The organism is Bacillus sp. JZ39 (assembly GCF_053903145.1).
In genome coordinates this window covers 2,733,205-2,756,541 of sequence record NZ_CP096389.1, presented here as the reverse complement: position 1 = coordinate 2,756,541, position 23,337 = coordinate 2,733,205, and the positions used below count along the sequence as shown (strand labels likewise).

Genomic DNA, 23,337 nt, shown 5'->3' with positions numbered 1-23,337 from the left:
AATTATAATACTGGAGGCACAGCATGAACAAGAAAATTTTAGTTGTGGATGATGAAGAATCTATTGTTACTCTTTTACAGTACAATTTGGAACGGTCAGGCTATGATGTCATTACCGCCTCGGATGGGGAAGAAGCACTCAAAAAAGCGGAAACAGAGAAGCCTGATTTGATTGTGCTTGATGTGATGCTTCCAAAATTGGACGGAATCGAAGTATGCAAGCAGCTGAGACAGCAAAAACTGATGTTTCCCATTTTAATGCTGACAGCGAAGGATGAGGAATTCGACAAAGTATTAGGGCTTGAGCTCGGTGCTGATGATTATATGACCAAGCCGTTCAGTCCAAGGGAAGTAAATGCGAGAGTCAAAGCGATTTTAAGGCGTTCGGAAATGGCTGCGCCCTCTAGTGAGATGAAGAACGATGAAATGGAAGGCCAGATCGTAATCGGCGATCTGAAAATCCTGCCTGATCATTATGAAGCGTACTTTAAAGAAAGTCAGCTTGAATTGACACCGAAAGAATTCGAACTGCTGCTCTATTTAGGCAGACATAAAGGCAGAGTTCTGACAAGAGACCTGCTGCTGAGCGCAGTCTGGAATTATGATTTTGCCGGAGATACGAGAATTGTTGATGTGCACATCAGCCATCTTCGCGACAAAATTGAAAACAATACCAAAAAACCGATCTACATTAAAACGATTAGGGGATTGGGGTATAAACTGGAGGAGCCAAAAATGAATGAATAAATACCGTGTGCGCCTTTTTTCTGTATTCGTTGTCTGTATGATTCTGGTGTTTTGTGTTCTCGGGCTGTTTTTACAGCAGCTTTTTGAAACATCTGATCAAAGGAAAGCAGAGGAACACATTGAAAAAGAAGCAAAATACTTGGCTTCGCTTCTTGATGCCGGCAATCTGAATAATCAAGCAAATGAGAAAATCATTAAAGATGCAGGCGGCGCGCTTGATGTGAGCGCATCCGTTATTGATACAGACGGCAAGGTGCTGTATGGGTCAAACGGGAGAGCGGCTGATTCCCAAAAGGTGCAGGCGCTTGTTTCTGGCCATGAGGGGATTCTGTCAACAACAGATAACAAGCTTTATTACGGACTTTCACTTAGAAGCGAAGGTGAAAAAACAGGATATGTGCTGCTTTCCGCCTCTGAAAAAAGCGACGGCTTAAAAGGCGAATTGTGGGGGATGCTGACGGCCAGTCTTTGTACCGCATTTATCGTCATTGTTTATTTTTATTCCAGCATGACCTCACGTTATAAAAGGTCAATTGAGTCAGCGACAAATGTAGCCACAGAACTCTCTAAGGGCAACTACGATGCACGGACGTACGGCGGCTATATTAGGCGTTCTGATAAGCTAGGACATGCGATGAACAGCCTTGCCATTGATCTGATGGAAATGACGCGAACGCAGGAAATGCAGCGGGATCGGCTGCTGACAGTCATTGAAAACATTGGCTCCGGGCTGATTATGATCGACGGAAGAGGCTTTATTAATCTCGTAAACAGATCTTACGCCAAGCAGTTTCATATCAATCCGAATCATATGCTGCGCCGTCTTTATCACGATGCATTTGAACATGAAGAAGTGATCCAGCTTGTCGAAGACATTTTTATGACGGAGACAAAGAAATGCAAGCTGTTAAGACTTCCGATCAAAATAGAACGGCGTTATTTTGAAGTGGACGGCGTTCCGATTATGGGGCCGGACGATGAATGGAAAGGAATTGTGCTCGTTTTCCATGACATGACGGAAACAAAGAAATTAGAGCAGATGAGGAAGGATTTTGTGGCCAATGTTTCTCATGAGCTGAAAACACCGATTACGTCCATAAAAGGGTTTACGGAGACGTTATTGGATGGGGCGATGGAGGACAAAGAGGCGCTTTCTGAATTTCTCTCTATTATTCTTAAGGAAAGCGAAAGGCTTCAGTCTTTGGTTCAGGATTTGCTTGATCTCTCAAAAATCGAGCAGCAAAATTTCACGCTCAGTATCGAAACGTTTGAACCGGCCAAAATGCTTGGTGAGATAGAAACGCTTCTGAAGCATAAAGCGGATGAGAAAGGCATCTCCTTGCACCTGAATGTCCCGAAAGACCCTCAATATGTATCTGGTGACCCGTACAGGCTGAAACAGGTATTTCTTAATCTCGTAAACAATGCGTTAACCTACACGCCTGAGGGGGGCTCCGTGGCTATCAATGTAAAACCCAGAGAAAAAGACATTCAGATTGAGGTTGCCGATTCTGGAATCGGAATTCAGAAAGAAGAAATTCCGCGAATCTTTGAACGCTTTTACCGCGTAGATAAAGACAGAAGCAGGAATTCGGGCGGAACAGGGCTGGGCCTTGCGATTGTCAAGCATTTAATAGAGGCTCATGAAGGGAAAATTGATGTCACAAGCGAGCTTGGACGGGGAACTGTCTTTACCGTGACGCTGAAACGGGCCGCTGAAAAGTCCGCCTAATGTTTACAAAGGTTTAACAATATCTTCATGCACTGTTAAACCTATGCTGGTAGGATGTAGTAGAACCCCTTCATCCAAGGAGCCAATTTTGACGGCGGGAACCTATTTGTGTTCCCGTCCTTTTTTGTGTCTTCTCTTATAGTTCACGTATTTTCCTTTCAAATTGAACTTTGTTAAAATAAGAGGAGCTAATGACTATGTAAGAGATGAATGGAAGCCTGAGGCTTCTTAGGAGGAAATTGAATGACGGAACGAAAAAAATTAGTGCTTGTAGACGGAAACAGTCTGGCTTACCGGGCGTTTTTTGCATTGCCGCTGTTAAGCAATGATAAAGGTGTTCATACGAATGCTGTATACGGCTTTGCGATGATTTTGATGAAAATGCTTGAGGATGAAAAACCGACGCACATGCTGGTTGCGTTTGATGCCGGGAAAACAACATTTCGTCACGGCACATTTAAAGAATATAAAGGCGGCAGACAGAAAACCCCGCCTGAGCTTTCCGAACAAATGCCGTTTATCCGCGAGCTGCTGGATGCCTACCAGATCAGCCGCTATGAACTGGAACAATATGAAGCGGATGATATTATCGGCACACTGGCCAAATCGGCTGAAAAAGACGGATTTGAAGTTAAGGTTTTCTCAGGAGATAAGGATTTAACCCAGCTGGCAACGGACAAAACGACAGTTGCCATTACGAGAAAGGGAATTACCGATGTTGAATTTTACACACCGGAGCATGTCAAAGAGAAATATGGGCTTACGCCTGAACAAATCATTGACATGAAGGGTCTGATGGGCGATTCCTCAGATAATATTCCGGGTGTGCCCGGCGTCGGAGAAAAGACTGCGATTAAGCTTTTAAAACAATTTGATTCCGTTGAAAAGCTGCTGGAGTCCATTGACGAGGTGAGCGGAAAGAAATTGAAGGAAAAGCTTGAGGAGTTTAAGGATCAGGCATTGATGAGCAAGGAGCTTGCGACAATTATGACGGATGCTCCGATTGAGGTATCTGTTTCCGGCCTGGAATATCAAGGCTTTAATCGTGAACAGGTCATTGCCATCTTTAAAGATCTTGGCTTCAACACGCTTCTTGAACGGCTTGGAGAAGACAGTGCAGAAGCAGAACAGGATCAATCGTTGGAAGACATTAATGTCAAAACAGTCACAGACGTGACAAGCGATATATTGGTTTCTCCATCCGCATTTGTCGTTGAACAGATTGGCGATAATTATCATGAAGAGCCGATCCTCGGATTTTCGATCGTAAATGAAACGGGAGCTTATTTCATTCCGAAAGACATTGCCGTTGAGTCTGAGGTGTTTAAAGAATGGGTGGAAAATGACGAGCAGAAGAAATGGGTCTTCGACAGCAAGCGGGCCGTTGTCGCTTTGCGCTGGCAGGGCATTGAGCTGAAAGGAGCCGAGTTTGATACGCTCCTTGCGGCTTATATCATCAACCCGGGCAATTCATATGACGACGTTGCGAGTGTGGCTAAGGATTACGGCCTGCATATCGTTTCAAGTGATGAATCAGTTTATGGAAAAGGAGCAAAACGAGCAGTGCCGTCAGAAGACGTACTGTCTGAGCACCTTGGCCGCAAAGCGTTAGCGATTCAAAGCCTTCGGGAAAAGCTCGTTCAGGAGCTGGAAAACAACGACCAGCTTGAACTGTTTGAAGAGCTGGAAATGCCTCTTGCGCTTATTCTCGGCGAAATGGAATCAACTGGCGTCAAAGTCGATGTTGACCGTTTAAAACGGATGGGTGAAGAACTGGGTACGAAGCTGAAGGAATATGAAGAAAAAATCCATGAGATTGCGGGAGAGCCGTTTAACATCAATTCTCCGAAACAGCTAGGCGTCATCTTATTTGAAAAGATCGGCCTTCCTGTCGTAAAGAAAACGAAAACAGGCTATTCTACGTCTGCCGATGTGCTTGAAAAGCTGGCTGACAAGCATGATATTGTCGACTATATTTTACAGTACAGACAAATTGGCAAGCTTCAATCAACATATATCGAAGGGCTTTTAAAGGTGACGAGACCGGATTCGCATAAAGTGCACACGCGATTTAACCAGGCCTTAACGCAAACTGGCCGTCTCAGCTCGACTGATCCGAACCTGCAAAACATTCCGATCAGGCTTGAGGAAGGGCGGAAAATTCGCCAAGCTTTTGTGCCGTCTGAAAAAGACTGGCTCATTTTTGCAGCCGATTATTCACAAATCGAGCTGCGGGTGCTTGCCCATATTTCAAAGGATGATAATCTGATCGAAGCTTTTACAAATGATATGGATATTCACACGAAAACGGCAATGGATGTGTTCCATGTCGCTAAGGATGAAGTGACATCTGCGATGAGACGCCAGGCGAAAGCGGTCAACTTTGGCATTGTATACGGGATCAGCGATTACGGTCTGTCACAGAACCTCGGCATTACCCGGAAGGAAGCGGGAGCATTTATCGACCGCTATCTGGAAAGCTTCCAAGGCGTAAAAGCATACATGGAAGATTCAGTACAGGAAGCGAAGCAAAAAGGATACGTAACAACGCTTATGCATCGCCGCCGCTACATCCCTGAGCTGACGAGCCGGAACTTTAATATCCGAGGTTTTGCGGAGCGGACGGCCATGAATACGCCGATTCAAGGAAGCGCCGCTGATATTATCAAAAAAGCCATGATTGACATGGCTGCCAAGCTGAAAGAAAAACAGTTGAAAGCAAGGCTTCTGCTTCAAGTACACGATGAATTGATTTTTGAGGCGCCAAAGGAAGAAATTGAAATTCTTGAAAAGCTTGTTCCTGAAGTGATGGAGCATGCGCTTGCATTAGATGTGCCGTTAAAGGTGGACTTTGCATCAGGCCCATCTTGGTACGATGCGAAATAAACAGAGATAGGAAGTGATGGATGTGCCGGAATTACCAGAGGTTGAGACGGTCCGGCGCACTCTGACCGGGCTTGTAAAGGGAAAAACAATCAAATCGGTAGAGATCAGATGGCCGAATATCATCAAACGGCCTGCCGAACCGGAGGAATTTGCGCGAAAACTAGCAGGAGAAACGATACAGTCCATCGGAAGACGGGGAAAGTTTTTACTGTTTCATTTAGATCATTATGTTATGGTTTCTCACCTTCGAATGGAAGGAAAATACGGTCTTCATCAAGCCGAGGAGCCTGACGATAAACACGTGCATGTCATATTCACGATGACGGATGGAACCCAGCTCCGGTACAGGGATGTGCGGAAATTTGGAACCATGCACTTATTTAAACCGGGAGAAGAAGCGGGCGAGCTCCCGCTTTCTCAGTTAGGTCCGGAGCCGGATGCAGAAGAATTTACAAGTGCGTATTTAAAAGAACGGCTTGCGAAAACAAACCGCGCTGTCAAAACTGCCCTACTGGATCAAAAAACGGTAGTTGGACTCGGGAACATTTATGTGGATGAGGCTCTTTTCAGAGCAGGTGTCCATCCCGAGACAAAAGCAAATCAATTATCAGATAAAACAATCAAAACCCTTCACGCTGAAATCAAAAACACTCTGCAGGAGGCGATTGATGCGGGCGGAAGCACAGTCCGTTCTTATATCAACTCCCAAGGGGAAATCGGAATGTTCCAGCTGCAGCATTTTGTGTACGGAAAAAAAGACGAGCCATGCAAAAATTGCGGAACGATGATTTCGAAAATTGTCGTTGGAGGAAGAGGCACGCATTTTTGCGCAAAGTGCCAGACAAAAAAGTAGCATAATGCTTCATTGTCCAAGCTGTCGGTGCATATATCAGTAACTCTGGAATTGAGGATGCCATTTTCGAAACACGGATTTTTCACTTTCCCATATATATGATTGTGATGAATCCCGGGCATTTCACATCTGATACAAGAGCACCAACAGAAAGGAAGAAACGGATATGCAAATGGTTTCTATACTGCTGCTGGCGTTGGCTGTCAGCTTGGACAGTTTTTCAGTCGGATTTACGTACGGATTGAGAAAAATGAAAATACCGTTTAAAGCGATTTTGGTTATCGCCTGCTGTTCCGGTGCTGTCATGTTTATATCCATGCTGATCGGAAGCTTTCTCACGAAGTTTTTTCCTGTATATGTGACGGAGAAGCTTGGCGGTTTGATATTGGTTGGAATCGGTGCGTGGGTTCTGTATCAATTTTTCAAACCGGCAAAAGATAAAGAATACCTATTGCATGAAAAAACACTGCTTAATCTAGAGGTTCGGTCATTAGGAATTGTGATTCATATTTTGAGAAAACCCATGAGTGCGGATATCGACAAATCGGGTGTGATCAACGGAATTGAGGCGGTCTTATTGGGATTTGCCTTATCGATTGATGCCTTTGGAGCAGGTATAGGCGCAGCCATTCTCGGTTTTTCGCCGATTGTGATGAGCATCGCCGTGGCAATCATGAGCTCGCTGTTTGTATCAATTGGAATCAATGCCGGCCATTTTCTGTCTAAGTGGAAATGGATCGATAAAATGGCGTTTTTGCCGGGGCTTCTATTAATCACGATTGGGCTCTGGAAATTGTAAAAAGGAGTGGATCTCTTGACCTTAGTCATTGGTTTAACGGGAGGAATAGCTAGCGGCAAAAGCACGGTAGCCAATATGCTGATTGAAAAAGGAATAACAGTTATAGATGCAGATATCATTGCAAAACAAGCGGTAGAAAAAGGGATGCCGGCCTACCGGCAAATCATTGACGAATTCGGTGAAGACATACTGCTCTCAAATGGCGATATAGATAGAAAAAAGCTTGGAGCGCTGGTATTTACAAATGAACAAAAACGTCTCGCTTTAAATGCAATTGTTCATCCCGCAGTCAGGCAGGAAATGCTCAATCGCCGTGATGAAGCCGTTGCAAATCGGGAGGCATTTGTTGTATTGGATATCCCGCTATTGTTCGAAAGCAAATTGGAATCATTGGTTGATAAAATTATTGTGGTCAGTGTGACAAAAGAGCTTCAACTGGAACGTCTGATGAAGCGCAATCAGCTGACGGAAGAAGAAGCAGTCAGCCGTATCCGCTCTCAAATGCCCTTAGAGGAAAAAACAGCAAGAGCAGATCAAGTCATTGATAACAGCGGCACGCTTGAAGAGACCAAAAGGCAGCTTGATGAAATCATGAACAGCTGGGCATAATCAAAAAACACCGTTCATATTGAACGGTGTTTTTTTGCCATTAAAAATCAAAGTTGTCCGGATCAGGACCGACGCGCAAGTTTTCATTCAGTGCATCGATTCGGTTCATGTCACCCTGCGTTAATTCAAAGTCAAATACGCTTGCATTTTCTTTAATGCGGTGTTCCTTCGTTGATTTAGGAATCGTAATAATGCCATGCTGCAGATCCCAGCGCAAAATAATTTGTGCGACAGATTTATTATATGTTTGAGCGATGTCAGCCAATACAGGGTGATCCAGCAGCTGTCCCTGCATTAAAGGTGACCAAGCCTCCATCTGGATGCCCTGATTTTGGCAGTATCTTATCAACTCTTTTTGTGTGAGGCGCGGGTGAAATTCCACTTGGTTAATCATAGGCTTAATTTCAGCTGCCGTCATCAGATCTTCAAGATGGTGAATTTGGAAGTTGCTTACGCCAATCGCTTTGATGCGGCCTTCTTTATACAGCGTTTCAAGCGCTCTCCAAGCTTCTTTATACTTTCCTTCTACAGGCCAGTGGATGAGGTATAGATCCAAATAATCCAGACCGAGTTTGGACAGACTTGTTTCAAACGCGGCGAGTGTTTCTTCGTAGCCTAAATCCGCATTCCATACTTTCGATGTGATAAACAGATCCTCTCTTGAAATGCCTGCTTCTTCAATGCCTTCCCGAATCCCTTCTCCGACTCCAGCTTCATTTCCATAGATTGCTGCAGTATCAATACTGCGGTACCCGTGAACAATGGCAGTTTTAACTGCGTTTACCAGTTCAGATCCTTCTTCCACTTGGAACACGCCAAGGCCGAACCAAGGCATTTCTACCCCATTATGAAGTGTTGCTTTTGCTTGTAAATGTGTTGTCATGTTCATTTCCTCCTTTAAAATTGTCAGGCTTCCTGCCGATCTCGTTTTTCCATCAAGCGGCTCCAGCCTGTTAAAATGACTGCACCGACCACCATTAATCCGCCTATCCAAGCGGTATGAATCAATCCGATTGAATCGGTGATCACACCGCCAAGGTATGACCCAAGCGCGATCCCTGCATTAAAGGCAGCGATATTCATCGCGGATGCGACGTCAACTGCACTCGGGACATAACGCTCAGCCAGCATGACGACATACACCTGAAGGCCGGGCACGTTCATAAAGGCCAGCAATCCCATACAGAGAATGGTAATGAGCCCAGCTGCTTGATACGGGGCTGTAAATGTCAGTACGAATAGAACAATTGCCTGTACGATAAACATATAGAATAAAGCGGCAATTGGATTTCGGTTTGACAGCTTTCCGCCAATCATATTGCCGATAGCAATAGCTATTCCGTATCCGAGCAGAATCACTGCAACAGTCCCGGCTTTGAAGCCTGTTACTTCCTGAAGCAGGGGAGACAGATACGTGAACACAACGAATGTTCCTCCGTATCCAAGCGCTGTAATGACAAATAAAAGCAATAACCGGCTGTTTGTCACAAGCTTCAATTGATCCCGCATCGTTGTTTTCGTCCCTTTTCGTAATTTGGACGGTACAAGAATGCCATTTGTAATGAAAGCAATGATTCCGACGGCGATAATGACCATAAAGGCGAAACGCCAGCCGAACTGCTGGCCGATAAATGTCCCAAAAGGAACTCCGGTTACAGTTGCCACAGTGAGGCCGGTAAACATAATTGAAATCGCGCTAGCCCTTTTATCTTCCGGGACAATATCCGCTGCGATTGTCGAACCGATCGACATAAACACACCGTGCGAAAATGCCGATATCACACGTGCTGCTAGTAAAATCCCGATGCTTGAAGCGGTTGCTGCCATCGTATTACCGGCAATAAAAATAAACATGATCCAAAGCAATAGTGTCTTGCGTGACATGCTTGAGGTCAATGAAGTTAATATAGGTGCCCCAAATGTAACGCCGAGCGCATAAAGGGAAACGGTCAATCCTGCTGTCGTGACGGGAATATCCAGGTCATCAGCAATGAGCGGCAAAAGGCCGACACTGATAAATTCAGTTGTCCCTATTGCGAATGCACTTACGGCCAAAGCCAGTAGTGCAGGAATACTACTTTTATTGGCTGAAGTCATGATGTTCCTCCTTTGTAAGATGTGTTGTATGATTGAAATTCTGCCGAGTAAGCTATATAAATAAAAAAGAGCAGATTCAAATCAGCCGGCAAATGTGATTATGAAACATATCGTTAAGAAATAAAAGTACGTACTTTGAAGTGCTATAGTCACTTTTTGGTGCCTGTGAGGAGAATGGATTGTATGGAGAAGAAAAAATATAACATTTCTGTTGAAGCGACTCTTGAAGTGATTGGAGGGAAATGGAAATGCGTCATTTTATGCCATCTGACGCACGGAAAAAAACGCACAAGCGAATTAAAACGCCTAATGCCCAACATCACGCAAAAAATGCTGACTCAGCAGCTGCGCGAGCTGGAAGCGGACGGTGTCATTAACCGAATCGTATATAATCAAGTTCCTCCCAAAGTGGAATATGAGCTCAGCGAATACGGCCGCAGCTTAGAAGGAATTTTAGATATGCTGTGTGCTTGGGGAGCGAATCATATTAACAGAGTGTACGGGGATACATTTTCTGTGCTAGAAGAAAGTGTGCTCAATGATAAGTTAAAACAGGAATCATAAAGCATGAGGGCAGTCAGTGCGGAGCGCTGGCTGCTTTTTGGTTCTTACGCCTGATATTCTGTGCAAGAAAACATAAGATGCATCATAAATTAGCGTTATAATCGTTGATTTTTATCAATATGTACTGGCGAATTTGTTTTAATGTGTTATACTAATTTTAGATAGTAACAAATTAGGATGGCATAATTGATAAGGGGTGTCCAACATGAAGGTAAAAGTAGCGATCAACGGGTTTGGAAGAATCGGAAGAATGGTTTTTAGAAAAGCGATGTTAGACGATCAAATTCAAGTAGTGGCCATTAACGCCAGCTATTCCGCAGAAACGCTGGCTCATTTAATAAAGTATGACACAATTCACGGCAGATACGACAAAGAAGTTGTGGCTGGTGAAGACAGCCTGATCGTAAATGGAAAGAAAGTGCTTTTGTTAAACAGCCGTGATCCAAAACAGCTGCCTTGGCGGGAATATGATATTGACATAGTTGTCGAAGCAACAGGGAAGTTTAATGCTAAAGATAAAGCGATGGGCCATATAGAAGCAGGCGCAAAAAAAGTGATTTTGACCGCTCCGGGAAAAAATGAAGACGTTACCATTGTGATGGGCGTAAATGAGGACCAATTCGACGCTGAGCGCCATGTCATTATTTCAAATGCGTCATGCACGACAAATTGCCTTGCGCCTGTTGTAAAAGTGCTGGATGAAGAGTTTGGCATTGAGAGCGGTCTGATGACTACAGTTCATGCGTATACGAATGACCAAAAAAATATTGATAACCCGCACAAAGATTTGCGCCGGGCGCGGGCTTGCGGTGAATCCATCATTCCGACGACAACAGGAGCGGCAAAGGCGCTTTCGCTTGTGCTGCCGCATCTGAAAGGAAAACTTCACGGCCTCGCCTTGCGTGTCCCTGTTCCGAACGTCTCATTGGTTGATCTCGTTGTTGATCTGAAAACGGATGTTACGGCTGAAGAAGTAAACGAGGCATTTAAACGCGCTGCCAAAACGTCGATGTACGGTGTACTTGATTACTCAGATGAACCGCTCGTTTCGACTGATTATAATACGAATCCGCATTCAGCGGTCATTGACGGGCTTACAACAATGGTAATGGAAGACAGGAAAGTAAAGGTGCTGGCGTGGTATGACAACGAATGGGGCTACTCCTGCAGAGTTGTTGATCTGATCCGCCATGTAGCGGCACGAATGAAACATCCGTCTGCTGTATAAAATAAGGTCATGGACACATTTTAAAGAAAAAACCCTTAACAGCATATTTCTGAAAAAACGCACCTTGCAAATTAGACTTAAACACAGTATACTATTTTTCGTGAACTTCTTGCTTGAGACTGTTTCGGAATTACTTAAAGGGTTAGGACCTCTCCGGACTAACTTTCCCCCGTGGTAAATGGCCGACCCAGTTGTTGGAATTTCACTTTTTAATTCTTGTTAAGGGGGGTCCATGACTATGGAAACAATGGGGCGTCACGTTATCTCCGAGCTATGGGGATGCGATTTTGATAAGCTGAATGACATGGATTTTATTGAAAAAACGTTTGTAAATGCTGCTCTAAAATCAGGTGCTGAGGTGCGCGAGGTTGCATTTCACAAATTTGCACCGCAAGGCGTAAGCGGAGTTGTGATTATTTCTGAATCACACTTAACGATTCACAGTTTTCCTGAGCACGGATATGCGAGCATTGATGTTTATACTTGTGGAGACTTAGATCCTAATGTCGCTGCTGATTACATTGCAGAGGCATTACATGCTGATACAAGAGAAAACATTGAAATACCAAGAGGAATGGGGCCTGTGCAAATTAAACAGGCGCAAGCGAAAGTACTATAAAGTAAATTGCGAACACAAAGGGAGCTGAAGCTAGAAAGCCATTATGCGCTTTTTAGCTTATGCTCCTTTTATTTTTATAAAGAAACGAGAGTGTCAGCTTTTTCTTTTTTCATTTTTTTTGTAAAATAAGAAGGAGATTTTCACAACCACCTAATGCTATAGAAACAAATTTAACAACGGCTCTCCCGACAGATGCTGTCACATCTATTTTTAAAAGGCGGAGGCTGCCGAAAATACATTGCAGGGAACGATATAGTTGGGAGCTGATTTTATTGAAATGTCCTTCATGCCAGCATAACGGAACACGAGTCCTTGATTCACGGCCTGTGGATGACGGAAAGTCGATTCGCCGAAGACGCGAGTGCGAATCCTGCCACTACCGGTTTACGACCTTTGAGAAAGTGGAGGAAACCCCGCTCATCGTCGTGAAAAAAGAAGGTGTGCGTGAGGAATTCAGCAGAGAAAAAATGCTGCGCGGCCTCATAAAAGCATGTGAAAAAAGGCCTGTTTCACTCAAAACGCTTGAAGACATGTGCTTTGATATTGAAAAAGAGCTTCGCAATCAAGGCTGCTCCGAGGTGAAGAGTGAGCTCGTCGGAGAAATGGTCATGGACCGGCTGGCTAAGATTGACGAAGTCGCATATGTGCGGTTCGCGTCCGTCTATCGGCAGTTTAAAGATATAAACGTCTTTATCGACGAATTAAAAGACTTAATAAAGAAAGAGCGTTAAAAGAGCTAAGAGGATTCTTCTAGCTCTTTTCTCATGTGCAAAATTGGCATTTGATAGATATAAGAAACGGTGTAAAATGAAAGGTAGAAACAAATTCGGAAGGTTTGAGAATGTATGGCTGACTATTGGAAAGATGTACTGCCTGTAGACCCGTATGTGGTTAAAAGCAGATCGATGCTGCAGGATATTGACAGACAAATTATTACACAACTGTACCAGCCCTTAATCGGCCCTGTTGCATTCTCTCTTTATATGACATTGTGGGGAGAGCTTGAACAAAACCGTCTGTGGGGCGGAGAGTCCACACATAGACAGCTGATGGGGATGACACAGTCCAACTTAAAAACGATCCATCAGGAACAGGGGAAGCTCGAGGGCATCGGATTGCTGAAAGTATATATGAAAGAATCCGAGCGGCAGGAGCGCCTCTTTATATATGAACTCCTTCCGCCGCTCAGACCGAATGAATTTTTTGAAGACGGAATGCTGAATGTTTTTCTGTATAATAGAGTCGGAAAAACGAAATATCAGCAATTAAAACAATTTTTTACGCACCCGGCCATTTCAGAAGATGCGAAGGACATTACGCGTCCGTTTAATCATGCGTTTGAATCGCTGCAGCCGAGTGAATGGAAGCTCACATCCGATATGGAGGAAACGGTAAGGCTTGCCGAGGGGTCCGAGTATACTTCTGTCGGACAGTCTCCGTCCTACACCATAACGGAGGATGTATTTGATTTTGATTTGTTTTTAGCGGGACTTTCTGAGACGATGATACCGAGAAAAGCGATGACCCAGCAGGTGCGGGACACAATCAAAAAGCTTTCTTATCTGTACGGAATTGACCCTTTGCAAATGCAAAATGTTGTAATGAGCGCAATTGATGAGCGTGACGTCATTACGACGGAGGCATTAAGAAAAGCGGCGAGCGACTGGTATCAAATTGAAAGAAACGGACAGCTGCCCGATTTGGTGGAAAAAACACAGCCGATGCATCTGCGTGAAGGCGAAAAACCGGCAGAAGAGGATTCTCTGGATGGGAAGCTGATTGCATTGCTTGAGGCGATTTCCCCGAAGAAGCTTCTGCAGGACATTGCTGACGGAACAGAGCCGTCAAAAGCTGATCTGAAGATCATAGAAGAAATTATGTTCGAACAGAAGCTCGAGCCAGGCGTCACAAATGTGTTAATTTATTATGTCATGCTGAAAACCGACATGAAGCTGTCCAAAAACTATATCCAAAAAATCGCTTCGCATTGGGCACGCAAAAAGGTAAAAACGGTCAGGGAAGCGATGAAGCTCGCAATAGAAGAAAACCGCCAGTATCTTGAATGGGCTGAAGGAAAAACAAAGTCTTCGAAACGAAACCAAAAAGTGATTCGTGAAGAAAAGCTTCCTGATTGGATGACAGAAAAGGAAACAGCGTCTGACTCAGAATCCGGACAGCAGAAGCTGCATCCGCAGGATTTGGAAGAACAGAAGAAAAAGATGATGGAAGAAATGCAAAAACTGAAAAAATACTCTGCCTATTAAAGACAGAGATGCGGGGTGAAGGAATAGATGGAACCAATCGGCCGTTCCCTGCAGGGCGTAACCGGCAGGCCGGATTTCCAAAAACGTCTTGAACAAATGAAGGAAAAAGTCATGAAAGATCAAGATGTTCAAGCATTTTTGAAGGAAAACGAAGAAGTGATTGACCAAAAAATGATCGAAAAGAGCTTAAATAAGCTTTATGAATATATTGAACAAAGCAAGAATTGCTCCTATTGTTCGGAAGATGAAAACTGCAACAATTTGTTGGAGGGCTACCATCCGAAACTTGTTGTCAGTGGGCGGTCTATTGATATCGAGTATTATGAATGTCCAGTCAAACGGAAGCTCGACCAGCAGAAGAAACAAAAGTCTCTTATGAAAAGCATGTATATCCAGCAGGATCTTCTCGGAGCGACGTTCCAGCAAGTTGATATCAGTGACCCGAGCAGGCTCGCGATGTTTCAGCATGTTACAGACTTCCTGAAAAGCTATAATGAGACGGGAAAAGGGAAAGGATTATATTTATACGGGAAATTTGGGGTAGGAAAAACGTTTATGCTCGCTGCAATTGCCAATGAGCTGGCGGAAAAAGAGTACTCCTCCATGATTGTCTATGTGCCTGAATTTGTGAGAGAGCTTAAAAATTCGCTGCAAGACCAGACATTGGAAGAGAAGCTCAATATGGTAAAGACCACACCCGTATTGATGCTTGATGACATCGGAGCAGAATCAATGACAAGCTGGGTAAGGGATGAAGTCATCGGAACGGTGCTTCAGCACAGAATGTCCCAGCAGCTGCCAACGTTCTTTTCTTCTAATTTCTCACCTGACGAGCTGAAGCATCATTTTACGTATTCGCAGAGGGGAGAAAAAGAAGAAGTAAAAGCTGCAAGATTAATGGAGCGGATATTATATTTGGCTGCTCCGATCCGCCTTGACGGAGAAAACCGCCGACATCCATAATTGCTGTGGTTCAAAGGGGAAGGAACTGAGGGTATGAAACGAAAAACGGCTGTCAAATGGCTGGCAGTGCTTGCAGGTGCTGGTTTACTCTATTGGGGAAATAAAACGTATTTGAATGTATCGCCGAAAGAAATCAGGGTTTGGGTATTGTCGTTCGGAGTCTTTGCACCTCTGATGTTTATCGGGATATCCATCGTCAGGCCACTTGTTTTATTTCCGGTGTCTGTTATTTCAATAGCTGGCGGACTTGCGTTTGGCCCGCTTCTCGGCACGCTTTATACGTTAGTCGGTTCAATGTGCGCTTCAGCTGTTTCGTTTTTTGCGGCCGGTTTGTTTTCGGCGAAAAAGAACGGGCATTACGAAAGGCTTGAAGCCATTCAGAAGCAAATGGAGGATAACGGATTTTTCTACATCTTTCTTTTGAGAATCCTGCCGATCAATTTTGATTTCGTCAGCTATGCGGCAGGTCTTTCCAATGTCAAAGCGCTGCCGTATTTTGCGGCGACGGCTGTGGGTATCATTCCTGGGACGATTGCGCTTAATGTGCTGGGTGCGAGCTTTTTGGCTGGCAATCTGCCCGCTTTCTTTCTTGTCCTAGCTCTGTATATCGTGTTTATCTCGCTGCCATTCATCCTCAGAAAGAAAATGCAAAACTTGTTCCAAGAATCAAATTAAGATTTGCCAGTGACCTTTACGTCTATTTTAAAAACATCCCCCATATACTTGTAACAGATGCCGTAAGGGGGGACAAACATGCTTGAAATAATCTTTGAAGATGACCATGATGCAGCCGCTTTTTTACATCTCATTCAGCATTCGGACGATCGGAACAATATCATTGTCCGTGAAGGCATACGAAAAATCGGGATTGAAAAAGCGAATCCGGCTTTTCCTATTCAGCGTTTTATGGAGCCGATTCTGGTCAAATTTTTTTTGGAATGCAAAGAAGACGAGCATATGCTGTCATTGATTGAGGAAACTTATTGTTTCACGGACCAGGATGAACAGCAGCAAATCCTTCAGCTCGCACACAGTATTATTGAAGGTGAAGCAGACGATCTTCCGTTTGAGCCGCTGAAGCTTTCACGGAAACAATCTATTTTGGATGAACTCCAAACGATCTGTTTAGAGGAAGGAGTATTTTACATTCGCTCCTTTCAGACCTTCCGACTTGGATCATACTATAAGCAGCTGAGAGATATTACAGAAGCAGCGATTGATGAATATAAGATGGAACAGGAATATCAAAACTTTATTCAAACACTCAGAGACTATGTGAACGCCAAACAGCCGCGAATCAAAAAAGTGCATATTGTCCATGATGGTTCCTTTACATTATGGGAGCTGCGCTATGTGCCGGAACGGGAAAAAATGAAATACATAGACAGAAGATTTGTCCGGGATCATCCTATGTATATTGATTCTCATTTGCTCGCGCCGCTGATTTCCATTGCGCCTGATGAAGTCGTGCTTTATACCGACCAGCCCGAGCACATGATGGCAAGGACCATTCAAAACGTATTTCAAGAGAGAGTGGAAATGCTCCCGCTGCATGCTTTTACAGATGCAGAAATACCGGTGAAGCACTCGGAAGGATGAGGGCCGGCAGCCTGTCTATATAAGGCTGTCGGTTTAAAAAAAGGAAACGCGATCGTGTTGATTTTTTGGATTGAACAATTTATAATACATAGGAGATTAAGAAAGACACACGTATTGATAAGGACACGAAGGAATGATACCGGCTCAAAGAGAGGGAAGCCCTGGCTGCAAGCTTCCCAGCTAAGGACCATTCGCTTTACCGCCTTTGAACTTCAGCTGTGAACCTCTTGAAAAGGAACAGTAATGGCTGACGGGAACTCCCGTTACAGAGCTTAGAGCCGCAGGTGCCGTATTGGCTTTGCGGAAAAAAGGGTGGAACCACGATTCCGTTTATTCAACCTCGTCCCTTTCATAGGGGGCGGGGTTTTTATATGCAAAAAAAGGAGTGACAAAGATGTCAGATATGGTAAAAATCACATTTCCTGATGGAGCAGTCAAGGAGTTTGCGAAAGGAACAACAACAGAAGATATCGCGGCATCCATCAGTCCGGGATTAAAGAAAAAATCATTAGCCGGAAAACTGAACGGAAAAGAAATCGATTTGAGAACGCCGATCAATGAAGACGGTACAGTGGAAATCATTACAGAAGGCTCAGAAGAAGGTCTTCAAATTATGCGCCACAGTACGGCTCACTTGCTGGCTCAAGCGATTAAACGCATCTACAAGGATGTTAAATTCGGCGTCGGTCCGGTTATCGAAAACGGGTTTTACTACGATGTAGAAATGGACGAAGCGATTACACCGGAGGATCTGCCGAAAATCGAGAAAGAAATGAAAAAAATCGTTAATGCGAACCTTCCGATCGTTCGAAAAGAAGTCAGCCGTGAAGAAGCGAAAGCCCGTTTTGCGGAAATCGGCGACGACCTGAAGCTTGAACTATTGGATGCGATTCCTGAAGGAGAAACCGTTTCGATCTATGAGCAAGGCGAATTCTTTGACCTGTGCCGCGGCGTCCACGTTCCTTCAACCGGAAAAATCAAAGAATTTAAGCTGTTAAGCCTTGCAGGCGCATACTGGCGCGGTGACAGCAAAAACCAAATGCTTCAGCGCGTATATGGCACAGCTTTCTTCAAAAAAGCTGATCTTGAAGAGCATCTTCGTATGCTAGAAGAAGCGAAAGAACGCGACCACAGAAAGCTCGGCAAAGAATTAAAGCTGTTTGCGAACTCTCAAAAAGTCGGACAAGGCCTGCCGCTTTGGCTGCCAAAAGGCGCGACAATCCGCCGCGTCATCGAGCGCTACATTGTTGATAAAGAAATCAGCCTCGGCTATGAGCACGTATACACACCTGTGCTAGGCAGCAAAGAGCTGTATGAAACATCAGGACACTGGGATCATTATCAGGAAGGCATGTTCCCTCCGATGGAAATGGACAATGAAACACTTGTATTGCGTCCGATGAACTGTCCGCACCATATGATGATTTACAAACAAGACATTCACAGTTACCGCGAGCTTCCGATTCGTATTGCAGAGCTTGGAACGATGCACCGCTATGAAATGTCAGGTGCGCTGTCAGGGCTTCAACGGGTACGCGGAATGACGTTAAATGATGCACACATCTTTGTGCGCCCGGATCAAATTAAGGATGAGTTTATCCGTACAGTCCGTTTAATCCAGGATGTTTATGAAGACTTCGGTTTAAGTGATTACACATTCCGTCTGTCTTACCGCGATCCGGAAGATACAGAGAAATATTTTGATGACGATGAAATGTGGAACAAAGCGCAATCCATGCTGAAAGAGGCAATGGACGAAATCGGCCACGACTATTACGAAGCAGAAGGTGAAGCGGCATTCTACGGCCCTAAACTTGATGTTCAGGTGAAAACTGCGATCGGAAAAGAAGAAACACTGTCTACGGTTCAGCTTGATTTCTTATTGCCGGAACGTTTCGACCTGACATACATCGGTGAGGACGGCAAGCAGCACCGTCCGGTTGTCATTCACAGAGGTGTCGTTTCAACAATGGAACGCTTTGTTGCCTTCTTAATCGAAGAACACAAAGGCGCGCTGCCGACATGGCTTGCACCGGTTCAGTTCCAAGTCATCCCGGTTTCTCCGGCTGTGCATTTAGACTACGCGAAAAAAGTGCAGGAACGCCTGCAGCGTGAAGGCCTGCGTGTTGAAGTCGACAGCCGCGATGAAAAAATCGGCTACAAAATCCGTGAAGCGCAAATGCAAAAAATCCCGTACATGCTGGTGGTCGGTGACCAAGAAGCAGAAAACGGAGCGGTAAACGTGCGTAAATACGGAGAACAGAACTCTGAAACCATTTCACTTGATGAGTTTGTGAAAAAGGCAGTAGCTGAAGCGAAAAAATAAAATAAAAAGCATGATCTCGTTGAAGAGATCATGCTTTTTTATTTCTCTAATATAGGAAACAAATCATGAAGGCTGCTGATGATGTAATCAGGCGTTACGTCAGTTTCGTTTTTCTTATCAGTCCGGTTGATCCAAACGGTTTTGATTCCGGCTCTTGAAGCGCCTAAAATATCAGTATTCAAATTATCGCCGACCATGATGGCATCGTCTTTTTCAATATTCATCAGCTTAAGGCAGTGTTCAAAAATTGAAACATCCGGCTTGCCCTTGCCGAATGCGCCCGAGATGACGATTTCATTGAAGTAAGGAGCGAGCTCAGGTACGCCGGCAAGCTTCTCCTTTTGCAGACTCGGATCGCCATTTGTCAAAAGCAATAATTCATACTTGCCTTTTAATTGATCGAGTACAGCAAAAGTTTCATCATATACAAACGGGCGTTTTCTGCGCTCTGCCGCAAAAAACTCTCCCAAGTATTCGCCATATGCAGGATCATCGATCCCAAGCGCTTTCAGTCCGTTTGTCCATGCATTTCTTCTGTACTCCGGCACAATCTTGTTCAGCTTTTGAAAGCCTTCACTGATTGGCTCTGAGAAATTGGACCACAGTCCTTCAAACGGGTTAATGCCGATCATCACTGTATATGGATACGTCTCATATGACATGTACAATTCTCTCGCCGCTTCGCGAACAGCTGCTTCGAATTCCTCAGGGTCAAGGCCATATTTTTTCTCCGCCTGTAAGCAAGTTTCTGCAAATGTTGTTCTGACGCTTTTTTCGTCCCAAAGTAGTGTATCATCTAAATCAAAAAATACGGCTTTCATGATCTTCTCCTCTGCTTCAGATTCAAATCTTTCTGCCAAAAGGCTCATGTTTTATTTTACAATAGATAAAAGCCTTGTGAAATATGTTTTCAGACGATTTTAAAAAAACAGTCAGCCGTAAAACGAAAACATGCTAGAATGAAAACGGAAAGAACAGGTGACATGAATGATTCATTTAATGATTATGATGCTGGAGAGAGTGGGGATTATTGTTATATTAGGGTTCATTCTCGCCCATACGAAACTTTTCAGACAAGCTCTTCAGAATCAGGACGGCTATAAAGGAAAAGCGATTTTAATTTCAATTTTTTCTCTTTTCAGCATCATCAGCAATTATACAGGCATCGAAATTCAAAGAAATATGATTGTAAACAATGACTGGGTGTTTACGATAGATCCATCGGGCTCTATCGCGAATACCCGTATTTTGGGCGTGGAAATCGGGGGCCTTCTCGGAGGTCCGTTTGTAGGAGCTGGGATCGGCATACTGGCGGGCCTGCATCGTTTTTCACTCGGTGGCAGCACGGCTTTAAGCTGTGCCGTATCATCTATTTTAGCGGGTGTTCTTGCAGGCTTGATCGGCAGGTATTTTACGAAGCGATATCGAATGCCGACACCGCGCATCGCCGCTCTTGTGGGAATCGGCATGGAGTCACTGCAAATGATCATTATTTTGCTGATGGCAAAGCCGTTCAGTGACGCTTGGGAGCTTGTCAGCATGATCGGAATTCCGATGATACTCATCAATGGAACAGGCAGTTTTATTTTTCTGTCTATTATTCAAGCGATCATTCGCAAGGAAGAACAGGCAAGAGCTCTCGAAACGCATCGAGTGCTGACGATTGCTGATCAGACACTTCCATTTTTTCGCCAAGGATTAAATGAAAACTCCTGTAAAAGTGTAGCGGCTATTATCCATAAGCTGACAGGAACAGATGCGGTGTCTCTCACTGATAAAGAAAAGATCCTTGCGCATGTCGGTGCGGGAATGGATCACCACATCCCATCGAAAAGTTTGATCACCGGCCTGTCCAAAAAGGTGATTAAAACAGGGCATATTATGAAGGCGATTTCGCAGGAAGAGATTGAATGCACGCATGCTGAATGCCCTTTGCACGCTGCAATTGTTCTGCCGCTGACATCGAACGGCAATACAATCGGCACCTTAAAAATGTACTTTAAAAGCCCGGCAGGCCTGAGTCAGGTAGAGGAGGAACTTGCCGAGGGGCTGGCCATGCTGTTTTCGACACAGCTTGAGCTTGGGGAAGCAGAGCTGCAAAGCAAACTTCTCAAGGATGCTGAAATTAAAGCGCTTCAAGCACAGGTGAATCCGCATTTTTTATTTAATGCGATCAACACGATTTCTGCGCTATGCCGTACAGATGTTGAAAAAACCCGTAAGCTCCTATTGCAGCTCAGTGTTTATTTTCGTTCAAACCTTCAAGGAGCGAGACAGCTGCTGATTCCGCTCTCAAAGGAGCTGAACCATCTTAACGCCTATTTGTCATTAGAACAGGCGCGTTTTCCCGGGAAATATAAAATTGAGCTTAAGATCGACACAAGACTGGAGCAGATTGAAATCCCTCCGTTTGTTTTGCAGGTGCTTGTCGAGAACGCGCTTCGGCACGCGTTTCCGAAAAAACAAGACATATGCAAGGTTACAGTCTGTGTCTTATCTGATGATGCATCCGTCTATATGAAGGTGGCGGATAACGGACGCGGAATTCCGCCGGACGTCTTGCCGGAACTGGGAAAGAAACCGTTTCCGTCTAAGGAGGGAACCGGTACAGCGCTTTATAACCTAAATCAGCGGCTGATCGGTTTATTCGGACAGCAGGCTGCACTGCATATCAGCAGTGAGGTTCATAAAGGGACAGAGGTTTCCTTTCAAGTGCCAATGCAACAGATGAAAGAGGGAGAAGAACATGCTCAGGGTGTTAATAGTTGATGATGAGATGCTGGCAAGAGATGAACTGGCTTACTTGCTTAAGCGGACCAATGAGGAAATGGAAATCAATGAAGCGGAAAATATCGAATCCGCTTTTGACCAAATGATGGATCAAAAACCTGATTTGCTGTTTCTAGACGTTGATTTATCCGGAGAAAACGGTTTTGATATCGCAAAGCGATTGAAGAAAATGAAGCATCCTCCTGCAGTTGTGTTTGCGACAGCGTATGACCAGTATGCGCTCAAAGCGTTTGAGGTGGACGCTCTTGATTATTTAACCAAGCCTTTCGATGAAGAAAGAATTCAGCAAACGCTGAAAAAATATAAAAAAGTCAATCGGGATATTGTAGAAATAGAGCAAAACAGCCATGCGGGCCAGCACAAGCTCGCGCTATCTGTGGGGGAATCGATTGTGATTGTGGATACGAAGGACATTATCTATGCCGGAACAGAAGATGGTCATGTCAATGTAAAAACCTTCGATCATTCTTATACGGTCAGCGATACACTCGTTGTGATTGAGAAAAAGCTGCCGGATTCTGATTTTATCCGCGTCCATCGGAGCTTTGTCGTGAATACCGAATATATTAAAGAAATTCAGCCATGGTTTAATTCAACGTATAATCTGATCATGAAAGACGGATCGAAAATACCGGTCAGCCGGACATATGCGAAGGAATTGAAAAAGCTGCTCCATATTTGATGGGCGGCTTTTTGCATTTCAGCCATTTGATTCTGCAACTCAGCCCAGCTATTCGGCATGTTATCTTGTAAGCGCTTTATAACAGGGGATTCTTATTTATAATGAGGGTACCAAAGAGAAAGAGGTGAAGAAAATGAGTGCTAAAAAAGTGTACGGGTTTTTAACACAAGCATTTATTTTTGCCGTCATTATGCTGGTTTCAAATATGATTGCCGCTATTGTCCCAATACCTATCCCGGCATCGGTTGTAGGGTTGGTCTTATTATTTCTCCTATTATGTTTGAAAGTCATTAAACTGGAACAAGTGGAAACGCTCGGAACGTCTTTAACCTCTCTGATCGGATTTTTATTTGTTCCGTCAGGTATATCTGTTATGAATTCGCTTGGTGTGATGCAGCAATACGGCCTGCAAATTGTTCTTGTCATTCTGCTCGCAACGATTATTTTGCTGGGGGCTACGGGATTGTTTTCTCAGCTGATTCTTTCGCTGAGCGGAAAACGCAAGACCGCAGCGGACATGAAAACAAAAACAGTACAAAGCCCGCAGAACAATAACGAACTCGTTCACCATTAAGGGAAA

At 44.3% G+C, this 23,337-nt stretch carries 21 protein-coding genes; 18 read left to right on the top strand and 3 right to left on the bottom strand.

The features are described from left to right. Positions 1-23: 23 nt before the first annotated feature. From phoP to coaE, 6 genes are all read left to right on the top strand, one after another. Entirely contained in the window at positions 24-746 is a 723-nt protein-coding gene (phoP, locus tag M1D65_RS14175; RefSeq protein WP_014477634.1) for a two-component system response regulator PhoP, read from the top strand. Further along, positions 739-2,478, top strand: coding sequence for a sensory box histidine kinase PhoR (phoR, locus tag M1D65_RS14170; RefSeq protein ID WP_097080599.1), 1,740 nt, complete (start codon positions 739-741; stop codon positions 2,476-2,478). Before phoP ends, phoR begins: the two co-directional genes overlap by 8 nt. Before the next feature lie 243 nt (positions 2,479-2,721). Further along, on the top strand, positions 2,722-5,364 hold the full coding sequence (polA, locus tag M1D65_RS14165) for a DNA polymerase I (protein WP_456270599.1): 2,643 nt from the start codon (positions 2,722-2,724) through the stop codon (positions 5,362-5,364). A 22-nt stretch (positions 5,365-5,386) separates the two neighbouring features. Then, a complete protein-coding gene (gene mutM, locus M1D65_RS14160; RefSeq protein ID WP_029318229.1) occupies positions 5,387-6,217 on the top strand; it encodes a DNA-formamidopyrimidine glycosylase in 831 nt (276 codons plus the stop codon). Between the two features lie 166 nt (positions 6,218-6,383). Continuing rightward, on the top strand, positions 6,384-7,016 hold the full coding sequence (ytaF, locus tag M1D65_RS14155; RefSeq protein ID WP_003229449.1) for a sporulation membrane protein YtaF: 633 nt from the start codon (positions 6,384-6,386) through the stop codon (positions 7,014-7,016). 15 nt (positions 7,017-7,031) lie between these two features. Next, positions 7,032-7,625 carry a dephospho-CoA kinase gene (gene coaE, locus M1D65_RS14150; protein WP_004398928.1) on the top strand — a complete coding sequence of 198 codons (594 nt, stop codon included), beginning with the start codon at positions 7,032-7,034 and terminating at the stop codon, positions 7,623-7,625. Between the two features lie 40 nt (positions 7,626-7,665). Here the strand turns inward: coaE and ytbE are convergent, their stop codons facing one another. Together ytbE and M1D65_RS14140 are read right to left on the bottom strand one after the other, a co-directional pair. Further along, positions 7,666-8,508 (bottom strand): aldo/keto reductase YtbE, encoded by an 843-nt coding sequence (gene ytbE, locus M1D65_RS14145; RefSeq protein ID WP_133954300.1) that lies wholly within the window; start codon positions 8,506-8,508, stop codon positions 7,666-7,668. A 23-nt stretch (positions 8,509-8,531) separates the two neighbouring features. Next, positions 8,532-9,722, bottom strand: coding sequence for an MFS transporter (locus M1D65_RS14140; protein ID WP_456270598.1), 1,191 nt, complete (start codon positions 9,720-9,722; stop codon positions 8,532-8,534). A 183-nt stretch (positions 9,723-9,905) separates the two neighbouring features. On the opposite strand from M1D65_RS14140, the gene M1D65_RS14135 reads away from it, so the two are divergent. From M1D65_RS14135 to thrS, 9 genes are all read left to right on the top strand, one after another. Continuing rightward, positions 9,906-10,286, top strand: coding sequence for a winged helix-turn-helix transcriptional regulator (locus M1D65_RS14135; protein WP_003229458.1), 381 nt, complete (start codon positions 9,906-9,908; stop codon positions 10,284-10,286). 205 nt (positions 10,287-10,491) lie between these two features. Continuing rightward, positions 10,492-11,514, top strand: coding sequence for a glyceraldehyde-3-phosphate dehydrogenase (locus tag M1D65_RS14130; protein WP_003229459.1), 1,023 nt, complete (start codon positions 10,492-10,494; stop codon positions 11,512-11,514). Positions 11,515-11,752: 238 nt separating this feature from the next. Continuing rightward, positions 11,753-12,133, top strand: a complete 381-nt coding sequence (gene speD, locus M1D65_RS14125; protein WP_003223584.1) for an adenosylmethionine decarboxylase — start codon at positions 11,753-11,755, stop codon at positions 12,131-12,133. Between the two features lie 272 nt (positions 12,134-12,405). Continuing rightward, positions 12,406-12,864, top strand: coding sequence for a transcriptional regulator NrdR (gene nrdR / locus M1D65_RS14120; RefSeq protein ID WP_003223586.1), 459 nt, complete (start codon positions 12,406-12,408; stop codon positions 12,862-12,864). 114 nt (positions 12,865-12,978) lie between these two features. Continuing rightward, on the top strand, positions 12,979-14,397 hold the full coding sequence (gene dnaB, locus M1D65_RS14115; RefSeq protein WP_021480291.1) for a replication initiation membrane attachment protein DnaB: 1,419 nt from the start codon (positions 12,979-12,981) through the stop codon (positions 14,395-14,397). A gap of 27 nt (positions 14,398-14,424) precedes the next feature. After that, complete coding sequence (gene dnaI, locus M1D65_RS14110) at positions 14,425-15,360, top strand: primosomal protein DnaI (protein WP_038827989.1); 936 nt, start codon at positions 14,425-14,427, stop codon at positions 15,358-15,360. Positions 15,361-15,393: 33 nt separating this feature from the next. Next, a complete protein-coding gene (locus M1D65_RS14105) occupies positions 15,394-16,035 on the top strand; it encodes a TVP38/TMEM64 family protein (RefSeq protein WP_038828001.1) in 642 nt (213 codons plus the stop codon). Between the two features lie 78 nt (positions 16,036-16,113). Then, positions 16,114-16,959, top strand: a complete 846-nt coding sequence (ytxC, locus tag M1D65_RS14100) for a putative sporulation protein YtxC (RefSeq protein WP_021480288.1) — start codon at positions 16,114-16,116, stop codon at positions 16,957-16,959. 394 nt (positions 16,960-17,353) lie between these two features. After that, positions 17,354-19,285 (top strand): threonine--tRNA ligase, encoded by a 1,932-nt coding sequence (thrS, locus tag M1D65_RS14095; protein WP_014480529.1) that lies wholly within the window; start codon positions 17,354-17,356, stop codon positions 19,283-19,285. Positions 19,286-19,323: 38 nt separating this feature from the next. On the opposite strand, the gene M1D65_RS14090 is transcribed toward thrS, so the two are convergent. Then, a complete protein-coding gene (locus M1D65_RS14090) occupies positions 19,324-20,106 on the bottom strand; it encodes an HAD family hydrolase (RefSeq protein ID WP_032726370.1) in 783 nt (260 codons plus the stop codon). Positions 20,107-20,272: 166 nt separating this feature from the next. On the opposite strand from M1D65_RS14090, the gene lytS reads away from it, so the two are divergent. From lytS to lrgA, 3 genes are all read left to right on the top strand, one after another. After that, a complete protein-coding gene (gene lytS, locus M1D65_RS14085) occupies positions 20,273-22,054 on the top strand; it encodes a two-component system sensor histidine kinase LytS (protein WP_019712906.1) in 1,782 nt (593 codons plus the stop codon). Next, entirely contained in the window at positions 22,032-22,757 is a 726-nt protein-coding gene (gene lytT / locus M1D65_RS14080) for a two-component system response regulator LytT (RefSeq protein WP_019712907.1), read from the top strand. Before lytS ends, lytT begins: the two co-directional genes overlap by 23 nt. Positions 22,758-22,890: 133 nt before the next feature. Then, complete coding sequence (gene lrgA / locus M1D65_RS14075) at positions 22,891-23,331, top strand: antiholin-like murein hydrolase modulator LrgA (protein WP_014477620.1); 441 nt, start codon at positions 22,891-22,893, stop codon at positions 23,329-23,331. The last annotated feature ends 6 nt before the right edge of the window (positions 23,332-23,337 follow it).